Source organism: Psychrobacter pygoscelis (assembly GCF_004335015.1).
GTDB lineage: Bacteria > Pseudomonadota > Gammaproteobacteria > Pseudomonadales > Moraxellaceae > Psychrobacter > Psychrobacter pygoscelis.
Genome location: NZ_RQRU01000001.1, coordinates 371426 through 391882 on the forward strand (window position 1 = coordinate 371426; position 20457 = coordinate 391882).

The 20457-nt window shown below is 44.9% G+C and carries 18 protein-coding genes; 13 read left to right on the top strand and 5 right to left on the bottom strand.

Going from position 1 to position 20457, the window contains the following annotated elements; all coding sequences use genetic code 11:
* The first annotated feature begins 2 nt into the window (after positions 1 to 2).
* Both EGV92_RS01530 and EGV92_RS01535 read left to right on the top strand, forming a co-directional pair.
* The gene (locus tag EGV92_RS01530; protein WP_131667451.1) at positions 3 to 617 is read left to right on the top strand and encodes a glutathione S-transferase N-terminal domain-containing protein; all 615 of its coding nucleotides are present in this window, start codon (positions 3 to 5) and stop codon (positions 615 to 617) included.
* Positions 618 to 799: 182 nt separating this feature from the next.
* Positions 800 to 1243, top strand: coding sequence for a ClpXP protease specificity-enhancing factor (locus tag EGV92_RS01535; RefSeq protein ID WP_131667452.1), 444 nt, complete (start codon positions 800 to 802; stop codon positions 1241 to 1243).
* A 289-nt stretch (positions 1244 to 1532) separates the two neighbouring features.
* Here EGV92_RS01535 and EGV92_RS01540 read toward each other — a convergent pair whose 3' ends face one another.
* From EGV92_RS01540 to dcd, 3 genes are all read right to left on the bottom strand, one after another.
* On the bottom strand, positions 1533 to 2090 hold the full coding sequence (locus EGV92_RS01540; RefSeq protein ID WP_131667453.1) for a DUF3841 domain-containing protein: 558 nt from the start codon (positions 2088 to 2090) through the stop codon (positions 1533 to 1535).
* Positions 2091 to 2626: 536 nt separating this feature from the next.
* Positions 2627 to 3067 carry a hypothetical protein gene (locus EGV92_RS01545; RefSeq protein ID WP_131667454.1) on the bottom strand — a complete coding sequence of 147 codons (441 nt, stop codon included), beginning with the start codon at positions 3065 to 3067 and terminating at the stop codon, positions 2627 to 2629.
* A gap of 139 nt (positions 3068 to 3206) precedes the next feature.
* Positions 3207 to 3782 (bottom strand): dCTP deaminase, encoded by a 576-nt coding sequence (gene dcd, locus EGV92_RS01550; RefSeq protein ID WP_131667455.1) that lies wholly within the window; start codon positions 3780 to 3782, stop codon positions 3207 to 3209.
* A 130-nt stretch (positions 3783 to 3912) separates the two neighbouring features.
* Here dcd and EGV92_RS13840 point away from each other — a divergent pair, with 130 nt between their 5' ends.
* Complete coding sequence (locus EGV92_RS13840) at positions 3913 to 4062, top strand: hypothetical protein (protein WP_165525536.1); 150 nt, start codon at positions 3913 to 3915, stop codon at positions 4060 to 4062.
* 318 nt (positions 4063 to 4380) lie between these two features.
* Here EGV92_RS13840 and apbC read toward each other — a convergent pair whose 3' ends face one another.
* Together apbC and EGV92_RS01560 are read right to left on the bottom strand one after the other, a co-directional pair.
* Complete coding sequence (gene apbC / locus EGV92_RS01555; protein WP_131667456.1) at positions 4381 to 5670, bottom strand: iron-sulfur cluster carrier protein ApbC; 1290 nt, start codon at positions 5668 to 5670, stop codon at positions 4381 to 4383.
* A 239-nt stretch (positions 5671 to 5909) separates the two neighbouring features.
* A complete protein-coding gene (locus tag EGV92_RS01560) occupies positions 5910 to 6071 on the bottom strand; it encodes a hypothetical protein (RefSeq protein ID WP_207401719.1) in 162 nt (53 codons plus the stop codon).
* 223 nt (positions 6072 to 6294) lie between these two features.
* On the opposite strand from EGV92_RS01560, the gene metG reads away from it, so the two are divergent.
* The 10 genes from metG (at position 6295) to rlmKL (ending at position 20306) form a co-directional block, all read left to right on the top strand.
* Entirely contained in the window at positions 6295 to 8394 is a 2100-nt protein-coding gene (gene metG / locus EGV92_RS01565; RefSeq protein ID WP_131667457.1) for a methionine--tRNA ligase, read from the top strand.
* A 566-nt stretch (positions 8395 to 8960) separates the two neighbouring features.
* Positions 8961 to 10013 carry an ABC transporter substrate-binding protein gene (locus EGV92_RS01570; protein WP_131667458.1) on the top strand — a complete coding sequence of 351 codons (1053 nt, stop codon included), beginning with the start codon at positions 8961 to 8963 and terminating at the stop codon, positions 10011 to 10013.
* 297 nt (positions 10014 to 10310) lie between these two features.
* Positions 10311 to 11345 (top strand): ABC transporter substrate-binding protein, encoded by a 1035-nt coding sequence (locus EGV92_RS01575; RefSeq protein WP_131667459.1) that lies wholly within the window; start codon positions 10311 to 10313, stop codon positions 11343 to 11345.
* A gap of 263 nt (positions 11346 to 11608) precedes the next feature.
* Entirely contained in the window at positions 11609 to 12508 is a 900-nt protein-coding gene (locus EGV92_RS01580) for an ABC transporter permease (RefSeq protein WP_131667460.1), read from the top strand.
* Between the two features lie 67 nt (positions 12509 to 12575).
* Entirely contained in the window at positions 12576 to 13370 is a 795-nt protein-coding gene (locus EGV92_RS01585) for an ABC transporter ATP-binding protein (protein WP_131667461.1), read from the top strand.
* A 321-nt stretch (positions 13371 to 13691) separates the two neighbouring features.
* Positions 13692 to 14021, top strand: coding sequence for a hypothetical protein (locus EGV92_RS01590; RefSeq protein ID WP_131667462.1), 330 nt, complete (start codon positions 13692 to 13694; stop codon positions 14019 to 14021).
* 213 nt (positions 14022 to 14234) lie between these two features.
* The gene (locus EGV92_RS01595; protein WP_131667463.1) at positions 14235 to 14735 is read left to right on the top strand and encodes a peroxiredoxin; all 501 of its coding nucleotides are present in this window, start codon (positions 14235 to 14237) and stop codon (positions 14733 to 14735) included.
* A gap of 164 nt (positions 14736 to 14899) precedes the next feature.
* On the top strand, positions 14900 to 16336 hold the full coding sequence (locus EGV92_RS01600; protein WP_131667464.1) for a dihydrolipoyl dehydrogenase: 1437 nt from the start codon (positions 14900 to 14902) through the stop codon (positions 16334 to 16336).
* 146 nt (positions 16337 to 16482) lie between these two features.
* Entirely contained in the window at positions 16483 to 17646 is a 1164-nt protein-coding gene (locus EGV92_RS01605) for a mechanosensitive ion channel family protein (protein WP_207401720.1), read from the top strand.
* 209 nt (positions 17647 to 17855) lie between these two features.
* On the top strand, positions 17856 to 20306 hold the full coding sequence (rlmKL, locus tag EGV92_RS01610) for a bifunctional 23S rRNA (guanine(2069)-N(7))-methyltransferase RlmK/23S rRNA (guanine(2445)-N(2))-methyltransferase RlmL (protein ID WP_242678560.1): 2451 nt from the start codon (positions 17856 to 17858) through the stop codon (positions 20304 to 20306).
* Positions 20307 to 20457 lie beyond the last annotated feature (151 nt).

The window sequence follows — 20457 nt, forward strand, 5'->3', positions numbered from 1 at the left end:
ACATGATAGATGCAAATGATATTCCCAATAGTCAGCTGATCTTATATGCTGATGATGGCTATGACAGTCATGTGGTGCGCTTGCTGCTCGAAGAGAAGCAGCTGGCCTATTATCACTCACGCCTGCACTCTGAGCGGCCCGAGGATTTGACCGAGCTTAACCCTTATCATACGCTCCCCGTCTTACAGCAGCGTGATATTGCCCTCTATGAAATTAACGTTATCTTTGAATATCTTGAAGAGCGCTATCATGCGCACAAGCTACTCCCAGAGACACCACAAGAGCGGGCTATTATTCGCCAGCTAGCTTGGCGCATTCAAAATGATTGGCTGGCTTTGGGGCGAAAGCTGTTGCTCCACCCCGATAGCTTCGACAAAACAGAAGGCGCACGCGCAAAAAAACAGCTTGCTGACTCCTTGATTACGATCTCACCTCTATTCGCACATAAGCCCTACTTTATGGCCGATGAGTTCGGGTGGTGCGATGCGCTGCTGGCTCCCCTATTATGGCGATTGGATGAGATGGGGGTTCATTTGCCTGCCGCTATTAGTCGCCCCTTGCTTGAATATCAAAAACGCCTCTTTGAGCGTGGTAGTTTTAAAGCCAGTGTAAAGTAGCCTAATTCAGGTCTTAAGTAAGGGGAGTAGCGAAGGTGGCGTAACCATAGACCACCATCAGCGACTGGCCTTCAAAACTTACCTAAACGCCATCCAAATCCCGTTTGAATAATATTACCATTAGGGTTTTATCGTTTTGATCTCATTTATAAGAACAGCTTTATTTAAATTGGAGTAGCTTTATGACTGATTCTGACCTTAATGTCACCCCCACTCGTCCTTACATGGTTCGCGCGATTTATCAGTGGATTGAAGACAATTATTTGACACCATATCTAATGGTCGATACCACTGCTGACAATGTTCAAGTACCCACTGAATATATCCAAGACGGCCGCATTGTCCTCAATATCGCTAGCCGCGCAACGGGCAACATGACAATGGACAATGATTACATCAATTTCAGTGCTAGATTTGGTGGTGTCTCACGTGATATCTGGGTCCCTATGCAGGCAGTAATGGGCATCTATGCCAAGGAGAACTCGCAAGGGATGTTCTTTGATCCTAGTGAATATGATAACTATACGCCGCCTACTGATGAGAAATCATCGAGCAGCACAAAACTAGAAGCGCAAAAAGCGAAGCCTAAGCGCGAAAATACAGCTGGTCTTAAAGTATTGAAGTAGGCAAGCTTCTATTTATTTATTTTTATAAAAAATTAAGGGATGGTCATGACGTAACATGCCATCCTTTTATTTTATGAGCGTCTGCTTGGCTCCTATCATAAATAAACTTTTGACGCTTGAGTACTGAACCCATACTATCTAAGGTTTATACTTAAGTTTATTCAATTTGAGGATTGGTCAGCTATCCCTTGGCGAACTTTACCGCACAGCCAAACCTTTACTTTTCAATAGCTCAAAGAACATTGAAAAAGGAAATTAACCCAAATAAGATAGCAAGAGGCGTTTGTCATTAGCGGGCAATAAAAAAATCTACTTTTCTTACCCACTCGCTTTTTAATTTCCATAAAACTGCTTGTACTTCGTAGCTATCTGGGTCTGCTAGCAAGTTTAAATCAAATATTTTTAGCCAACTGTCACGCTTGATTTTTTCAAAACTATTCTTCGAGCAAGTCTGTTCTAATTTTTTATAATAATCATACTCTGAATCACTTAACGCTAGACAGTGATTATTTAATACAGCGTACCAGCTATCAAAGCTACTCAATAAAACTAAGTCGTCAGGGACATCAAACTCTATTCTTACCCCACGCTCACCATGCTCTAGGTGACCCTTTTTACGCAAATCAGGCTTAATTCGTTTTAAGCCATATGCCCGATACCACGCCCAAACTGGTAAATTTACACCTTTGGGAGCAGCTACCTTTTTGCGTAATTGCTCAGCCATCCAATAATAGGCATCCAGTCTATGATTTGCGACAAGGTGAGCATCTGTATGATAAACGCCTTGACTCGCAAGCAAAAAATAATCACTTTCAGGACGGACAGTCCATAACTTTAGCCACTGCATTCAGAAGTTAAAACCTTAATAATTATGTGATAAATACTGTTATCCTAAACACTATTTAGAACGCGAGTAATGTCACACCATTTTTAAACCCTAACTGATGCTAACTTATGACCTTTACCTCATTTAGTAGAACTGTCAATTTGATAAGCATTACGTTCAAGCGTTTCATTTTTGCAATGCCATGGATGGAAGGCTCTAAGCGATAGTCAATGTAGGATAATATTAATTCAAAGAAGCCGAGCACAGGCCATACAGGAGTATGGCAATCAAGAGTCATAGCAGATCGATTTCATTGTCAGCAGGCTTATATGCAAATCTTTTGGCTCATCAATATAGCGCTTTACGTTCTCTACTGTCTGATAGTCATATCTTGAGAGGGGTTATGGACACAAGAGTTTGTTCGCAAACTTTCGCGTATTTGCCGCCCAAACCCCTGTCATCGCCCATAAGTTGACCGAACCAATTAGCAATTTTATTGCTCAAAAGTTTTAACTGTATTCTTTGAAGTAGTGAAGCGCTAGTAAAATAGCATCAATTTAACGGGTGGGCTGACACAGCGCTATATGACTAATATTAGCAGCATTCGCCGTTTTACTGGTCAGCAAGGCAGCAGGGTTAGACTGCCAAATTAACCACTGCCCTGCACTACTTTGCTGCTGACTGATGTAACGATTATCTGATAAGGCAGTCATACTGTAATCTTTATTCCCAAGCCTCAATGTCACTTTTTTGGAGGCTACCTTGGTAGTATCTGCTGTACTATGCGCTGGCGAACGACTGTCCTCAAATACACTAATAATTTGCTGCTTTGACTCGTCCCCATCGGTACACATATAGCTCGTCTCTAGCATAGCTCCGCTAGCCGACTCTGCACCGCCTAAGTTGATATGCTCTGAGCTAGTAGGAGTAAGCTGGCATCCTGATAGAGCAACCGCTAAAGAGATAGTCGCTGTTTTAGCCAAATGAATATTCATCATAAATCCTCTATATTTACTATAATCACAGCATAATACCGAGGATTTTACGATATTTTTAGAGTGGCTATTTAGTAGTTACGTGGTCTCGATGTTATCAAGTTACTCTATTATGAAGCTACTATATTCTATACATCTCAGACTAAGTACGCGGCAGAGTCACACCGGTCTGACCTTGGTATTTGCCGCCACGGTCTTTATAGCTGGTCTCACACACATCATCGGCATCACTTTGGAAAAATAGCATCTGCGCCACGCCTTCACCGGCATAAATTCGCGCCGGCAGGTTGGTGGTATTACTGAACTCTAAGGTGACATGACCTTCCCACTCAGGCTCAAGCGGGGTGACATTAACGATAATGCCGCAGCGCGCGTAAGTGGACTTACCTAGGCAGATAGTCAACACATCACGGGGAATGCGAAAGTACTCCATAGTCCGCGCTAGGGCAAAGGAGTTTGGAGGAATAATACACTCATCGCCCACAATATCGATAAAGCTCTTTTCGTCGAAGTTTTTAGGATCAACAATAGCAGAGTGTACATTGGTAAAGACTTTGAACTCTCGTGAGCAGCGCACATCATAGCCATAGCTCGACGTGCCGTAGCTAACGAGCTTATCACCAGCCTCATTAAAACGGACTTGACCCGCTTCAAACGGCTCAACCATACCGTGCTCTTCAGCCATTTTTCGAATCCAGCGGTCAGATTTGATAGACATTTAACTTCCTCAATGATTTTTTATAGCAGTGATTATAAGGAATTGAACGTCAGATTTATAGAGGAGGGGTAATTTTAACTCAATCACCTAGCGATATTACCACTTCACAAAATGATCTTCGGCAATGCCCATGAGCTTATTTTTGAGGGCTTTTCGCCAGTTAGAGACGGGCTTTGGCGAGATAAGATGGCTATTGCTCTCTCCTGAGTCATTTATTAATCATGATTTAGCCAGTACGTCCTTAGCGGTTTATCATGACCCTGTGTTGTTGTGGCGATAACCACAAGGCTCTTAGTCAAAGAGCTTAAGCTTTTTGGGCAGTTTCTACTAGCAGCTTACGACTTAGGGAGCGACTACAAGATGGCAGGCTGATGAAGATTTAGTGATACCCTCTCAGATACTACAGTCGAGACTAAATAAAGTAGAGTCATCGTAGCATGATGCGCAACTGGTATAAAATTTTCTAGCTTGCGGTGGCATGCCGACATTTGCTGAAAGTGCGACTATTTAAAATACAGCCACTAAAACAGGAGTACTAAAAAAATGACTGCCTAAAGCAGCCATTTTATATGTGGAACGTAGTTACCATTATGGGGCATTAGAATATGCGCCCATCATCTCGCTCTTTGGCAAATTTAGCGATATTGGCCTCAATATTTTTGGCAATGCTGAGATAGTACTCAGCATAGTCATCACCTGCCCCATCATTAGCGATGACGCTAGGCTCACCTCTATCAGCCTGAGCACGAATGCTGCTAGCCAATGGCAACTGGCCCAATAGTGGCACTTGATATTGTTTAGCGATATTCTCACCACCCCCAGCACCAAAGATGGCTTCAGTGGTACCGCAGTTTGAGCAAGTATGCAGCGCCATATTTTCAACCACTCCGACGACTGGGATACTGGTCTTGTTAAACATCTCAATGCCTTTTTGAGCATCCAGCAAGGCAATGTGCTGCGGAGTAGTCACAATGATGGCACCAGTCACAGGAATGCGCTGGGCTAATGTAAGCTGAATATCACCCGTACCCGGCGGCATGTCAATCACTAGATAGTCCAGCTGTGGCCAATTGGTCTGGTTAAACAGCTGCATCAGTGCGCCTGTCGCTTTGGGGCCGCGCCACGCTACAGGAGTATTATCACCATCAAGCAAGCTGCCGATAGAGAGCATCGCCATACCATGCGCGTCAATCGGTACAAACTGCTCGTTCTCAAGTTGTGGTTTCACACCGGCGACACCGAGCATCGTCGGGATACTAGGTCCATAGATATCGGCATCTAAGACACCGACCCGATTGCCTAACTTTTGCAGCGCTAAGGCAATATTGACGGTAGTGGTTGATTTACCAACGCCGCCTTTGCCTGAAGCCACAACGATAATATGATGAATGCGAGGATGCGCTGCAAGGCTCGCCTGCGTTGGGGCACGCTTGGTTATTGGTGGCTCCGCAGTTTGATGAGCACTAGAAGCCGCAGTTGGCTTGGCTTTACTCGTCTGACCCATAGCATCGGTCGTCTTTGGTAGCTTATGAGCGCCGCCTTTGGTAGCAGCAGCAGGCATATCTGCCGCAGATCCAATCTTACTAGGCGGCTGCATCGAGACATTGAGATTGACCTCATTGATGCCATGCTTTTGCAGGTGCTGACCCAACTCTTGATGAATACGCTCAGGATCACTGTCATGTGGCAAGCGTAGGTCTAATGTGACGCTATCGCCGTCGCGGGCAAGACCCGTCACCATCTGCGCGATACTCTTATTGCCGACGTGATAGCCTAGCAGTACCTTGTCCACTGCTGTATCTAGTGCTGCCTTTTGCTCAGATGATTCATTTGTGGACTGTGACTTATGCTGCGAGGGTGTCAGAGATTTTTTAATGAAATTAAACATAACGGGTGATACCTTGTAAATGTCGTATGCAAACTCGGCTGCTATTGCCATCATATTGGGCAATGGCTTAGCCCATTAAGATATTGCGACTGTAGCCAGTTACTTATGCGATTCAGTGTAGCCGACTTTGCACGATAAAAAAACCACAACGCCTTTATTGGGACGTTGTGGTGAGACTTCGATACTACTTTAGGGCTATAAATTCTTTAGGGCTATAAATTAATGAAAAAAGACTATTATCAATGGTACTGACTCATCAGCCAACCATAACTGGCAACGATAGACCAGCCAGGGAATACATTACTTGGCACGGCCGCTAAAAATAGCGCCAACTGGGCAATGTCATCGACTGTAGTAAACTCTTTATTCACACTATTAACCAGCATAATGTTGCTGGTCACCGCTTGTTCGCTAATGCCTTCTCTGCCGCTGGCTCAGAGACTTACTTCTCTACTAATGGCATCATTACAAAGCCAAGTTAGCACCTCATTATATTTTGCGCTATTACAATCCAAGCTTATTAACGACGCCCTCTCATAAGCCGATTCCCATAATTGACGTTTTTACGGTATCATAGGCGCATTGCTTAACCCTGATAACTCTTATATTTTTAAAGGTGATGTTGTGCGTCAAATTTTAGTAACCAGTGCCCTTCCCTATGCCAATGGTCCTATCCATCTTGGTCATCTAGTAGAATACATCCAGACCGACATTTGGGTTCGTGCCATGAAAGCTCAGGGCCACCAGGTCACTTATGTCTGTGCAGACGATGCTCACGGCACCGCTATTATGCTTAAGGCCGAAGCCAATGGTGTCACACCAGAACAGCAAATCGCCAACGTAAAAGCCTCTCACGAAGCCGATTTTTCTAAGTTTTTGATTGAATTTGATAATTATTATTCAACACATTCTGATGAAAACCGCGAATTTTCTGAACTTATCTATCGCCGTTTAAACGCGGAAGGTCACATTAGTACAAAAGACGTTGAGCAGTTATTCGATCCTGAAAAAGGCTTATTTTTAGCGGATAGATTTGTCAAAGGCGAGTGCCCAAAGTGCGCGGCAAAAGACCAATACGGCGATAACTGTGAAGTCTGCGGTACGACTTACAATGCTACTGAATTAAAAAACCCATTCTCTACCCTATCGGGTGCAGCGCCAGTATTAAAATCCTCTAAGCACTATTTCTTCGATTTACCTAAGTTCACTGAATTTCTTCAGCAATGGACTCGCGATGAGGGCCGCTTACAACCCTCTATTGCCAATAAGCTGCAAGAGTGGTTCGATGCCGGGCTGGCCAGCTGGGATATCTCCCGCGATGCCCCCTACTTTGGCTTTAAGATTCCAGATACGCCTGAGGGCGAGCCAGATAAATACTTTTATGTGTGGCTAGATGCGCCGGTCGGCTATATGGCGAGCTTTAAAAACTTATGCGAGCAGCGTAAAGAGTCCTCTGACCCACAAACGCCAGCGCTAAACTTCGACGATTATTGGCTCGCGCAGAACCAACATAAAACTGAGGTCTATCACTTCATTGGTAAGGATATCGTCTATTTCCATGCGCTATTTTGGCCTGCGATGCTATCCGGTAGCGAGCTTCGCACCCCCACGGGCGTCTTCGCTCATGGCTTCCTCATGGTCAATGGTGAGAAGATGAGTAAATCTCGCGGTACTTTTATCAAAGCCGAGACCTTCACCGAGCATCTGCATCCTGAGTATCTACGCTATTATTTTGCCAGTAAGCTATCTGATAAGGTTGAAGATATTAATCTAGACTTTGAAGACTTTATGCAAAAGGTCAACTCAGACATGGTCGGCAAAGTGGTCAATATTGCTAGCCGCTCAGCTGGCTTTATCGTCAAAAAATACAATGGTCTGCTATCTGCTGATTGTACTGAGCCAGAGCTACTTGCTGAGATCATGCGCGCAGGTGATGAGATAGCTAGCGCCTATGAAAACCGCGAGTTCTCAAGGGCAATGCGTCTGATCATGCAGTGTGCAGACAAAGCCAACGAATATATCGATGACAAAAAACCATGGGCCATGGCCAAAGTTGAAGGCAATGAGCAAGCCGTTCAAGATGTCTGCTCAGTCGCGATTAATATCTTCCGTCAGTTGATGGTGTATTTAGCGCCCGTGCTACCAGAGCTAACGGACAACGCTAAAGCATTCTTAAATATTGACGACTTAAGCTTTGCCAGTCGTCATCAGGCCTTGCTTGACCACAAGATTAATAAGTTCAAACCGCTCATGCAGCGTATCGAACAATCACAAATTGAAGCCGTGGTTGAGGCATCAAAAGAATCACTAGAACGCACTAACCAACCTTCTACTGGGGATCAAGCCGTGAATGACAAAGCTGAGAGCAACAATAATAAAGACAGTAAGGACAGCAACTATATCGGTATTGAAGACTTCGCTAAAGTTGAGATGACTGTCGCTCATGTGCTTGAGTGCAGCTATGTCGAGGGCGCAGACAAGCTATTACAATTCATCCTTGATGTCGGTGAAGATAAGCCGCGCAATGTCTTTAGCGGTATTCGCAAATTTTATGAGCCTGAGCAGCTGCAAGATAAAAAGGTCATCTGCGTGACCAACCTTGCCCCGCGCAAGATGAAATTTGGTGTCTCTGAAGGCATGATCTTATCCTCTGGCGATCCGAAAACGGGCCTGACTGTCATTACCCTACCAGACGATTGCACCGTAGGTGATAAGCTCGGTTAGAGCTGTAGGCAAGCTTAGAGTGCACTGTCTGTCACTACCTTAGTGCCGCGATAACTTAACGTCCTAAACCCCAAGCATATCCACTGTTTCACTTGACATAGCAAGCCTTCTTAATTGAAGGCTTGTTTTGGCAGGGTCTATAAAAGGCCCTAGGCCTAAAGCGTACTAAGAAGCTTAAGTTCATCTAATTGATGATTCTTTTATGATTAATAGCCTTAAGCTAACTGTGGTTAGATCTTATGGTTTGACTTGGTGATTTAATTTTATTGTTGCGCAATGTTACATAGCTGTCATAATAGAATGATGCTAAACATCGCAACTATTTTTATCGTGACCATTATTATCGTAACAGTTATTATCGCGACTATCGTTGTAACTATGGCGTGCCGACTGCTATCTATACTTGATTAGGGTTACCTACTAAGTACCATAGCATCATCTACCAAAGTTACTGCCAGTTACCCGTATATTTGGGCTAGGGTGTCTATTAGCTGTCACTCTTTAAAGTGGTTTTACTAATTATTTTATAAATTCTTATTCTTCTATTAATAGCGAGCTTATCACCGATGACACCAGCTACGACAATTGCTTCTACATTTCGCCTTGGTCTTATTGCATCTTGCCTTTCTGCTATAAGTTTATTAGGCTGCTCTCAGCCTGACGCTACTAGTCAGTCTGCTACTACAGGGTCTGAGACCACTGATGAGCCGGCTAAATCTGTTGCGATTACCCAAATTGTTGAGCACCCATCTTTAGATGATATCCGCCGCGGTGTTATCGATGAGTTGGCGGACAATGGCTATGTAGAAGGGCAAAATCTTGACGTTAATTTTCAAAGTGCTCAGGGCAATACTGCAACAGCAGGGCAAATTGCTAAGCAGTTCGTTGGTGACACTCCAGATGCTATCGTGGCAATCTCTACTCCCTCTGCTCAATCTATCGTTGCCTCAACCACTAGCATTCCTGTCATCTATACCGCAGTCTCTGACCCAGCTGCTGCCAAACTAACAGATGATAGTGGCGTACCAACCCAAAGTAATCTAACGGGTCTATCCAGTCAGCTGCCATTAGAGCCGCAACTAGACCTGATCCAAAAGATAAAACCTGATGCTAAGACCGTGGGCTACATCTATAGTCCAGGTGAGGCAAACTCAGTAGTACTACTTAAACGCTTGCAAGAAGAGCTGCCCAAACGTGGTCTGAAGCTTTTGGATATCTCTGCCAATCGTCCCACTGATATAGCAATGGCAACTCGCAGCTTGCAAGGTCGTGCTGATGTTATCTACACTTCAATGGATAATAACGTGGCCTCAGCCTTTGAAGCGATGACAGCAGCTGCCAATGAGCTACATATTCCTATCATTGCCTCAGACGAGTTCAGCGTCAAGCGTGGTGCTACGGCAGCACTAGGCGTCAATGACTATGACTTTGGTCGTACCACCGGCAAGATGGTCTACCGCGTCTTAAATGGCGAGGCCATTACCGATATCAAGCCTGAAGTGATGAATAAGCTTACTTTATTCGTCAGTCCAGAGCATGCCGCTGCTCAAGGCGTGACCATACCTGACGATATCATGGCCGATGCTGTCGTTGTCGATGACCAGTCACCAGCTAAATAAAGTCTTTTAAATAACTTACTTAGCAAAGCAATTTGCAGGGCGTCATGCACAGTGAATTGTAAAATAAATAATAAGTAATAAAATCGTTAAAGTGAAGATTGAATCAACGCTTAATCGCACTTTATGTAGTTTAGGTAGGGAAATGCGCACTTGTTGATAGCTCCCCTCATTACTCAGTAGTAATGGTAGCCAAGTAACCATCAATAAGTCAGCCAATTTAAGTGTGATAGTGTTGCACTAGGTCGTACCGATCAGCAGCGCTACCATATTATCTAATAGGCTCAGGAGGAACATAATATGTTTAACCCAAATCGATTTGTCAAAGCTCTGATGTGGGGCGGCGTAGCAACTGCTATATTGACCGGCTGTAACAAACCTGCTTCAGACAGTGAAACAACAGCGTCAACAATAGATGACACTGTAGCCGTCACCGATACAGACACAAAAACCGTCGCCATTACCGCCATTGTCGAGCATCCTGCTTTAGACGCCGTACGTAAAGGTGTCATCGAAGAGCTGGCAGAAGAAGGCTTTAAAGAAGGCGAAAACCTCAATATCAACTTCCAAAGTGCTCAGGGTAATACGGGAACTGCAGGACAGATTGCTAAGCAATTCGTCGCGGACAACCCAGATGTCATCGTCGCAATTGCCACCCCATCTGCTCAATCCGTCGCTGCAGCGACCAGCACTATCCCGCTGGTATTTTCAGCAGTGACTGATCCAGTAGAGGCTAAACTAGTGAGCAAACTAGATGGCTCTGGCTCTAATGTGACCGGCGCCTCAGATGCCCTACCCTATGAGCCACAGATTGATTTGATGAAGCAAATCATTCCTAATCTAAAAGACGTTGGCTATGTTTACAGCCCCGGTGAAGTAAATTCCACCATCGTGCTAAAGAACCTACAAGATAAACTTGGACCACTTGGTATTAAAGTTCACGCGTCACCGGCACAGCGTAGTAATGATATCGCCATGTCAGCTCGTAGTATCGCTGACAAAGTAGACATGATTTATACTTCGACCGACAATAATGTCGTCTCAGCCTATGAGTCACTGTATCAAGTCGCTAGAGAGAGCAAAGTGCCTCTAATAGCCTCAGATACGGATTCTGTCGCTCGCGGTGCGGTCGCAGCCCTTGGCGTAAACTACTATGACCTAGGTCGTGAAACTGGTAAAATCGTTGGCCGAATCTTAAATGGTGAGGATGCCGGCACTATTCCGGTCTATATACCGCAGTCTCTTGACTTATACGTCAGTCCAAATCATGCGGCAGAAGCAGGTATTACTTTACCGCAAAGCGTTATTGATAATGCTAAAGAAGTGATCGAATAGATCACACTGATTAATTTACCATCATTGATTCAATCTTTTTTTTAAAGGTTGAATCATAGTTAGCTATCTGATTGATGGTCATCCTTTTTATTAGCAACCCTTCGAGCCGATTATGAATGCTTATCATCGTGGAATGTTGTGGTTTACCTTATCTGCAGATTGCTTAATCTGTTAAATTAATCCAATCGTTTTTATCCTCTATCACTTGGAATTTACCTTAGTGCTAGTAGTGATAAAGACCTTATCCTGAATTATTACCGCTTATGTCTTTAATTGCCTTTTTTGGTGCGCTTGAAAGTGGTCTAATCTATGCCTTAGTGGCCCTTGGCGTCCTTATCTCCTTTCGAACCCTTGATTTCCCTGATTTAACAGCCGATGGAAGTTTTCCATTAGGCGGTGCTATCGCAGGCATAGCAATCATCGCTGGGGTGAACCCTTGGCTAGCCTGTCTATTCGGGATGCTAGCCGGTGCTGTAGCTGGTGTGGTCACTGCTTGGCTCCATGTTAAGCTGGGTATCTTGCAACTACTGGCCAGTATCCTAGTGATGGTAGCGCTCTATTCAGTCAATCTACGAATTATGGGTGCTCCCAATCTACCGCTCCTCGGTGAGCAAACCGTCTTTAGTGACTTAGTGACCAATGAAAATGGCTATTGGATGCGCTGCCTTATCATCGGTGCGGTGGTCATCGTTGCCAAGCTATTTTTGGATTGGTTCTTTAGTACGGAGACGGGACTGTCCATGCGCGCTACAGGCTCTAACCTACGTATGGCTCAGGCGCAAGGGATTAACACCTCGTGGATGACCATCATTGGAATGGCGATATCGAATGGTCTCATCGCCCTTGGCGGCGCACTATTTGTGCAGACGCAAGGCGGTGCTGATATCTCCATCGGTATCGGTACTATCGTCATCGGTCTGGCTGCGGTTATTATTGGTGAGACCATTATTCCGGCAAAACGCATTTGGTTCATTACCCTTGCCGTTATCCTAGGTGCGATTATTTACAAGCTATTTATTCAGATCGCCTTGTCGAGCGATACCCTACGTAGTATAGGTTTTGGCTCTCAAGACTTAAACCTAATCACTGCCCTATTGGTCGTCATCGCCCTTCAGTTGCCACAGATAAAATCTAAGCTTCTGTCGAGTCGGCGTAAAGCGTGACCGACATGACTTATCTTTTATTGTTATCTTCTCTATCTATAGCGACTGCGAATAAGGAATTGTCCCAATGATGCAAGCCCACGACCTACGGTTGACTTTCAATAAAGGCACACCGATTGAGAACCCTGCCCTGCGCGGTATTAGCTTGAATATTGACGAGGGCGAGTTTGTCACCGTCATCGGTACGAATGGTGCCGGTAAATCAACTTTTTTAAATGCTATTAGTGGTACCACTCGGGTAGATAGTGGCAAAATTTTATTAAATGGTATTGATGTCACCAAAAAGACGGCTCATCAGCGCGCGCACTGGGTTGCTAGAGTGTTTCAAGATCCCATGGCCGGTACTTGCGAGGCGCTTACTATCGAAGAGAATATGGCGCTAGCCTTCAAGCGTGGGGGCAAGCGCGGGCTAAGCTTCGCACTCAACAGCCAAAACCGCGAGCTATTTCGCGACAAGCTTGCCGTCTTAAAGCTCGGACTTGAAAACCGCTTAAGTGACCGAATGGGGCTACTCTCAGGTGGTCAGCGTCAAGCTGTGAGCCTGCTGATGGCATCCTTACAGCCGTCTAAAATATTGCTGCTCGATGAGCACACAGCGGCCCTAGATCCCAAGACTGCCGCCTTTGTGCTTGATCTAACTGACAAGATTGTCACGGATAATCATCTGACTACGATGATGGTGACTCACTCAATGCAGCAAGCCTTAGCGCATGGTACGCGAACCGTTATGCTGCACCAAGGTCAAGTCGTGTTGGATGTTGCTGGTGAAGCTCGCCAAGGTATGACGGTGCATGATCTGCTTGACATGTTTGAGCAGACTCGTGGTGAAAAGGTAGCAGATGACAGCTTGATTCTAAGCTAGCTTTCTCTGACTTCTTCAAATTGAACCTTTGCAGGGTATTGATAAGCGCCTGTGCAAAATTGCACCTTGAACTCGTTAGTTGGGCTAACAAACTCGTACGATATTGCTATGGCGTAACATTTCCTTGCATCATCGCATCATTGCGGAAGTGGTTATTTGTGCTTAAGCTTGATATCTTATAGCTAATTTCGAACTTACCTGAATATGTTGATTGCCTATTTGACTTGAATAAGCCAAGCACCAATTTAGGTGCTTTTTGACTCAGCTTATGCATTAAGTTCCTATTAATTTTAACTATCGAGATAAAATAAGAGGATACGAATGAATTTATTAAAAGTATTACCATTGGCTCTTCTCGGCTTTGCTACGATGCCACAAGCCAATGCTGCTGACATTAAGCAAGATCAAGTAAATACTTGTATTAGCGGCGCTGTAAAATACAAAGTCGCTGACAAAGCTACCGCGAAGAAGCTGTGCGACTGTACTATAGACGTTCGTAGTAAGATGACCATCGGTCAAATGTGGGAAATTGAGAGTTACGCAAAAAGTAAAAAAGACCCGTCTCAATTGTCTTATGTGAAAAAAATGCAAAAAGACTTACAGCAATGTACGGTTGGCCTTGACCTTAAGCCACCACAAAAGCCTGCTTAATCAATAAGCTGGCATTTAATGTGCTGATACTTTAGTTGTTAGTTACAGACTTTAGTGCTTAATAACTTTAGTGCTTAATAATAGGAAGCTGGCAATTGCCAGCTTTTTTTTATAGCATAGCTTATACTAAATTACTCATCGAGACCCTATATCAGTACTGCCCTCTTTAGTACTGATTGACTTTAATAACCAAACCACCTCAGAGGAAGCCAAATGGCAAAACCAACCGAAGAAAACATTCACCTTCCTGATTTCGCTGTGCCCATGGTTCGAAAGTTAGAAGATCACTTCGTTGAAGATGACATCAAGCTAAATGAGCTGATGGCCAATAATAATAAAGGTTTAATCTTATACTTCTACCCAAAGGATAATACCTCTGGCTGTACCACTCAAGCTACTGACTTTACAGCGAATCTGCATAAATTTGATGAGTTAGGTTACGAGATTATTGGTGTCTCCCGAGATAGCATTGAGTCACATAAGAGGTTCATCGATAAACACGACTTGCAAATCAGCTTAATCAGCGATGAAGATGAACGACTTTGCCAGTACTTTGAGGTAATCAAAGAAAAGTCTATGTATGGCAAAAAGGTACTAGGTCTGCTGCGTTCTACCTTTGTTTTTGACAAAGACGGCAACCTGACTCATGCTCAGCGCAACCTTCGAGCTAAGGGCTATACGGATCGACTGTTAAGCTTATTGCCGCCGGCTTAATCCTTATTGTCTCTCAGCTGGGCTATAAAAGATTAAAAGTGAATAAAAAAATGATAACAATGAACTACCTAACCATAGCTGACGAGTTGCTAATAGCACTATAAGCTATCGCTCCACTAATGACCTAACCATGTACTAGCTATTGTAAAATAATAAGGAATATTATGAGTCATACTGCATCAGATAATCATACTGCAACTCGCTCGGTTGATGTCGCTATTATTGGAGCGGGCACAGCGGGTCAACAGGCATTTAAACAAGCACGCAAGCAGACGGATAATGTCGTTATCATTAATGATGGCTATTGGACGACTACCTGCGCTACTGTAGGCTGTATGCCCAGCAAGCTGCTGATCGCTGCTGCTGATCGCGCTCATGCTGCCAATTGTTCAGATGAATTCGGTATTGAAGGTCGTGCCGTTATCAACGGCAAGCAAGTCATGAAGCGGGTTCAAGACTTACGCGACTTTTTTACCTCACATGTTATGACGCAAGTAGATAGCTGGGATGAAGAGGCAAAAATCTCTGGCAGAGCGACCATTAACAAAGACGGTCTCATCGAGGTCAACGATGAAATAATAGCCGCCAAGCAGATCATTATCGCAACAGGATCTAGCCCCTTTGTGGCAGATACTTGGAGTGACAAGCTTGGGGATAGACTCTATACATCTGATACTATCTTTGAGCTTGAAGATCTACCTAACTCCATGGCGGTGGTCGGCGCTGGCGCTATTGGTCTTGAATTGGCACAAAGCTTTCAAAGACTCGGGGTGCAAGTGACATTATTTAATCGCAGTCAACGACTGGGCGGAATAAAAGACCCTAAAGTCAATGAGCGCGCCTATCAATGCTTAAGCCAAGAGCTAAACTTCGAGCTTGATAGCGAGATTAAAGATGTGGGCGTGGATAATGATCAAGCCTTTATCCATTACTTAGATAAAGATGGCAATACTCAGACTTGGTCTGGAGACTATGTTCTGGCCGCTACTGGTCGACGCAACAACCTAGATAATCTAGGTATTGAGAACCTTGGTGTACGCTTAGACGATACAAATCGTCCTATGGACTTAAACAAAAATACCGGGCAAATCGGCGATTTGAACGTCTATATTGTGGGCGATGCCAATGCCCATCTGCCTCTACTGCATGTCGCTAGTGATGAAGGTTTTAGTGCAGGCTCAGCAGTCTGTAAAGATGATATCGGTGCTTATATAAAGCCGCCTGCCACCCCTATTGCCATTGTATTCTGTGAGCCGCAAATTGCTAGTGTAGGTCAATCATCGACTGAGCTTGATGCCAGTGCTACGCCCTATGCTATCGGTGAAGTTGACTTTGGCAGTCAGGGCCGTAGCCGAGTCATGGGCGCTAATTGCGGCTTGCTGCGCATATATGGCTGTAAACAGACAAACAAAATACTGGGCGCTAGCATGGTAGGCCCAGATGCCGAATATATTGCCCATATTCTGGCTACTGCCATGACCAATGATTTAACTATCAAACAGCTTCTTGACGCACCATTTTATCATCCGACTATATTAGAGGGGCTTCGCACTGCGCTTCGCGAGATTCAAGATAAGATGCAGATTCCACATCAGTCTTAGTACATCTAAGACGTATTAATAGCATCAATAATCTTGGAAGTTATTGCTTAACCTTTGATAAACTGAACCTTGATAACACTTTGGGGCGTACTGGTTTGTCATTAGCCCTTGTGATATAACAACATAACTTCATCATTGAGTACAACATGGCGATGGCTGGCATCACTAACTTTATTAATGAGATCCTTCAGGACCTCCACACCAGCTTTTATCTGGCAATAGGTGGTACATTAGAAGAGGAGACTCGTGACTGGTCGTCTCGAGCGGCAGATCTTGCTAGCACCTGTATCAAGATCTTAATCTTGTTAGCCGTCGTTGGTTTTTTTTACTGGTTGGCAATCTACTTCGTCAAGCACAATCAAGAACGACTGCGTATTAGTAACAAACGGCTTAAGGTCGCGCGCTCTGTCTTACGCTACATTTGGATTGTCTTGAGCCTGATTGCGGTGATGAGTCAACTCAATGTCGAGCCTGGGACCGTTAAGGCCACTGCTAAGGCCAGTATTTGGGCAGGACTATACTATGTGCTGTGGACGACCTCAGGTCAGATCATCCATAGAGTACTAGACCACTATGGCCTTAATGCCTCAATTGAGCAGTTACTCAAAAACTTACTGTCCGTTCTTATTTTAGTGCTGGGTCTGGCCAGCGTTATGGCGCAGTTTGGCTTCGATATTGTCTCGCTCGTGGCCGGTCTAGGTATCGTCGGTTTGGCAGTGGGTTTTGCCGCTCAATCAACCTTAGCCAACTTTATCGCCGGTATCACCATCTTACTTGAGCAGTCGTTCCAAGTGGGCGACTGGATTAAGATTGGCGAGCAAGAAGGCCGCGTCGTCCTTATCTCCCTGCGTACCACCCATATTTTGACGCGTGATAATATTACCATCATCGTCCCAAACTCCAATGTAGCTTCCTCAGAAGTGGTCAATCTGACTTCCAAAAACTTCGTGCGCTTTGATATTCGTGTTCGCATTGCCTTTGAAGCGGATATTGATACTGCACGTGCTATTATCATGCAAGTACTCAAAGATACCGATGTCATTCTCGATCGTCCAGAAGCTTCAGCGACCATTGTTGAGATTGGTGAGTATGGCGTATTCTTTATCGTACGTTTTTGGGTAACCCCTTCTGCCGTGGCGCAGATGCCCAAGATTAAAGAAAATCTCAATGAGAACATCAAAAAAGGTCTGGATGAGGCTGGCGTCTCTATTCCTTATCCGCACATGCGGCTATTAATGCCTAAAGATGTCGACTACCCTATCCCTACCAAACCTTTTGAGACCAAAACGCATCTTGCATCAGATAAATGATCGACTGTATTGCTTAAGTTTGTAGCGGTTTAAGATAAAAATCGACGCTCTTAGATAAAGTGCATGGGTAGTGATGACAAGCCATCTGCAATATAGCCTGTCACTTTTACTTTAAATATTGACAACTGTGTTAAAATCCTTCGCAAAACCCCTCTTCTTTTATGATTTATCATTGTTTTATCATTGATCTTTGACAAATAGGTAGCAACATGACCACCAGCGACTCACAATCTTCGCAGTTTGACTTTATTATCACCTGCGCCGACGGGCTTGAGATGCCGCTTCAGACTGAGCTATCTAGCTTTGGTATCACCAGCGACATCAAAAGCACAGGGCGTCTGGCAATCCGAGGGACCCTTGCCGACTTATACACCATTTGTTTATGGTCGCGTGTGGCCTCGCGCGTACTATTGCTCCTTAAGCGCCGCAACATTAATAGCGAATATGATGTCGCTGAACAGCTGAACGGCTTGGCCAAATCTGTTGACTGGACTGAGCAGTTTAGTGTCGATCAAACCTTTGCCATTCGACTATCGACCGATAAACGCGTACCGGTCAATCAGCAATTTGCGATGCTACGCATCAAAGACGCTATTGTCGATACCTTCAATGATAAGTTAGGCGAGCGTCCCAATGTGGATAGCAAGCAGCCTGATTACTCTATCTTTGCTACCGTCAATGACAAGCAAGCTGAGCTATACCTTGATCTGTCTGGTACTAGCTTACATCGCCGTGGCTATCGCGTGGCCATGACCGATGCACCACTAAAAGAGAACCTAGCGGCAGCGCTGCTCTACAGTAGCGGCTGGCATGAAAACAAGCTGCCTTGTCTTGCAGAGGTGGCTAGTATTGACACTACTGACTCAGAGGGGAATATCGCTGAGGGCAGTAGCGCTGAAGACACTGCCAACAAAGAGAAGAGCACCAAAAAGACCAATAGCAAAAAACACACAGTAAAATTCGACGCGCTTATCGATCCAATGTGCGGCTCAGGGACCTTTTTGATAGAGGCCTTACTAATGAGCTGTGACTATCCTGTCGGTATCGATAAAAGCGAAAGCCAATTTGGCTTCTATAGCTGGGCGCATCATGACAGCAGCCTATGGCAGCAAAAGTTAGAGGCGGCGCATGAGCGCTTCCATTCGGCGCTAGAGACGATAACAGCACAAGCGCAAACTTGCTTACCGACCATCATTGGTTATGATGCAGATATCGGTGCGATAAAGGCGGTGCATAAAAACATGGTCGCTGCTGGGCTTCAAGACTTAATCCCTCATATTACCCTTGAGCAGCGCCCACTAAACGAGCTGCGCACTGGCCTTACAAAATTCATAGGCGAAGGTAAGCTAAACCGTCCTCTTATCATTACCAACCCGCCCTATGGTGAGCGTCTAGGTTTGGAGGAGACCACCAAGCCGCTGTATCAAGGTCTTGGGATTATCTTACAAGATATCTTTACCCCAGCGCCTAGCAGCAAAGCCAATAAAAAAGCCGCTAAGAAAAAGTCTGGTAATGCCGCTAATACTGTGACGCTTGGCGTACTTGCCGCACAAGTGGAGCATGCCGATATCCTACCCATTGAGACGCCGCAGACCCTGCGCTGTCATAATGGTGCTATTACTGTCTATTTCCGCTACGGCACACTAATCACAGACCCGCACAAGAGCTTAATCCAAGCTTTTGAGAAAGCTGAGATTAGCGTCGATAATGGTCAAGACTTCGTCAATCGCCTGCAAAAGAACCTTGCGCACCTCAAAAAGCAAGCCGCTGTCGATGGTGTGACCAATCTTCGTGTCTACAATGCTGACTTACCTGACTTCAAAGTCGCTATTGACGTATACGGTGACTATGTTCACGTCCAAGAGTATGCGCCGCCGAAGAACATCCCTGTCGAGACTGCAAAGCGTCGCTTCAATCTAGCACTGCACGGTATCCGTGAAGTGCTAAAGCTTGACCGTGAGCAAGTCTTTATTAAGACACGCGCGCGCCAGTCAGGTAATGAGCAATATAGCAAGCAAAGCAAAAGCGAAAAGCGCGGTAAGTTCTACGTCGTACGTGAAGACAACGCCTACTTTTATGTCAACTTTACCGATTACCTAGATACCGGACTGTTTATTGATCATCGCAATATGCGCCAATTGGTCAAATCACAGAGTGCGAATAGCGACGTTCTTAATCTGTTTGCTTACACTTGCAGCGCTAGCGTCCATGCTGCACTCGCAGGTGCGAAATCTGTAACGAGTGTGGATCTATCACAGAACTATCTCGACTGGGGTAAGCAAAACTTTGCCCTTAATGGTCTAGACCTTAGTAGTAGCAAGTATCGCTTTGTCGCGGCAGATATCTTTGAGTGGATTAAAGACAATACCGAGCAATTCGATACTATCTTTATCGATCCGCCAACTTTCTCAAACTCTAAAAAATTCCAAGGGACATTTGATGTTCAGCGTGACCACCCTGCGCTTATCAATCGGGCGATGAACCGCTTACGGACGGACGGTGTACTCTACTTCTCAAACAACTTTACCAAGTTTGAATTGGACGAGTCACTCACCCAGCGCTATGAGGTAACCGACATTACTCATCAGACGATTGGCTTTGACTTTAATATCAAAAAACCAATCCATCGTAGCTTTGAGATTCGTCACCGTCTTTCCTAACTGGCTTAGAAAACTGAGACAGCAAGCATAGACAATTGAGCCAGTATGTAAGCCGCTACTTTAAGGGTCGTTTTGAGATAGGGGTGGGCTAAATACCTGCCCCTCGTTGTATGCTGCTTACCTGCTCTACCTGTGGATCATACAAATAGTA

Bases quoted from the DNA above. Each gene is read 5' to 3' on its own strand.
- apbC (WP_131667456.1), bottom strand. From the start codon at position 5,670: ATGTTTAATTTCATTAAAAAATCTCTGACACCCTCGCAGCATAAGTCA.
- EGV92_RS01600 (WP_131667464.1), top strand. From the start codon at position 14,900: ATGAGTCATACTGCATCAGATAATCATACTGCAACTCGCTCGGTTGAT.
- rlmKL (WP_242678560.1), top strand. From the start codon at position 17,856: ATGACCACCAGCGACTCACAATCTTCGCAGTTTGACTTTATTATCACC.
- EGV92_RS01605 (WP_207401720.1), top strand. From the start codon at position 16,483: ATGGCGATGGCTGGCATCACTAACTTTATTAATGAGATCCTTCAGGAC.
- EGV92_RS01585 (WP_131667461.1), top strand. From the start codon at position 12,576: ATGATGCAAGCCCACGACCTACGGTTGACTTTCAATAAAGGCACACCG.
- EGV92_RS01545 (WP_131667454.1), bottom strand. From the start codon at position 3,067: ATGATGAATATTCATTTGGCTAAAACAGCGACTATCTCTTTAGCGGTT.
- dcd (WP_131667455.1), bottom strand. From the start codon at position 3,782: ATGTCTATCAAATCTGACCGCTGGATTCGAAAAATGGCTGAAGAGCAC.
- EGV92_RS01590 (WP_131667462.1), top strand. From the start codon at position 13,692: ATGAATTTATTAAAAGTATTACCATTGGCTCTTCTCGGCTTTGCTACG.
- EGV92_RS01570 (WP_131667458.1), top strand. From the start codon at position 8,961: ATGACACCAGCTACGACAATTGCTTCTACATTTCGCCTTGGTCTTATT.
- EGV92_RS01580 (WP_131667460.1), top strand. From the start codon at position 11,609: ATGTCTTTAATTGCCTTTTTTGGTGCGCTTGAAAGTGGTCTAATCTAT.
- EGV92_RS01540 (WP_131667453.1), bottom strand. From the start codon at position 2,090: ATGCAGTGGCTAAAGTTATGGACTGTCCGTCCTGAAAGTGATTATTTT.
- EGV92_RS01595 (WP_131667463.1), top strand. From the start codon at position 14,235: ATGGCAAAACCAACCGAAGAAAACATTCACCTTCCTGATTTCGCTGTG.
- EGV92_RS13840 (WP_165525536.1), top strand. From the start codon at position 3,913: ATGAGCTTATTTTTGAGGGCTTTTCGCCAGTTAGAGACGGGCTTTGGC.
- EGV92_RS01535 (WP_131667452.1), top strand. From the start codon at position 800: ATGACTGATTCTGACCTTAATGTCACCCCCACTCGTCCTTACATGGTT.
- EGV92_RS01530 (WP_131667451.1), top strand. From the start codon at position 3: ATGATAGATGCAAATGATATTCCCAATAGTCAGCTGATCTTATATGCT.
- EGV92_RS01575 (WP_131667459.1), top strand. From the start codon at position 10,311: ATGTTTAACCCAAATCGATTTGTCAAAGCTCTGATGTGGGGCGGCGTA.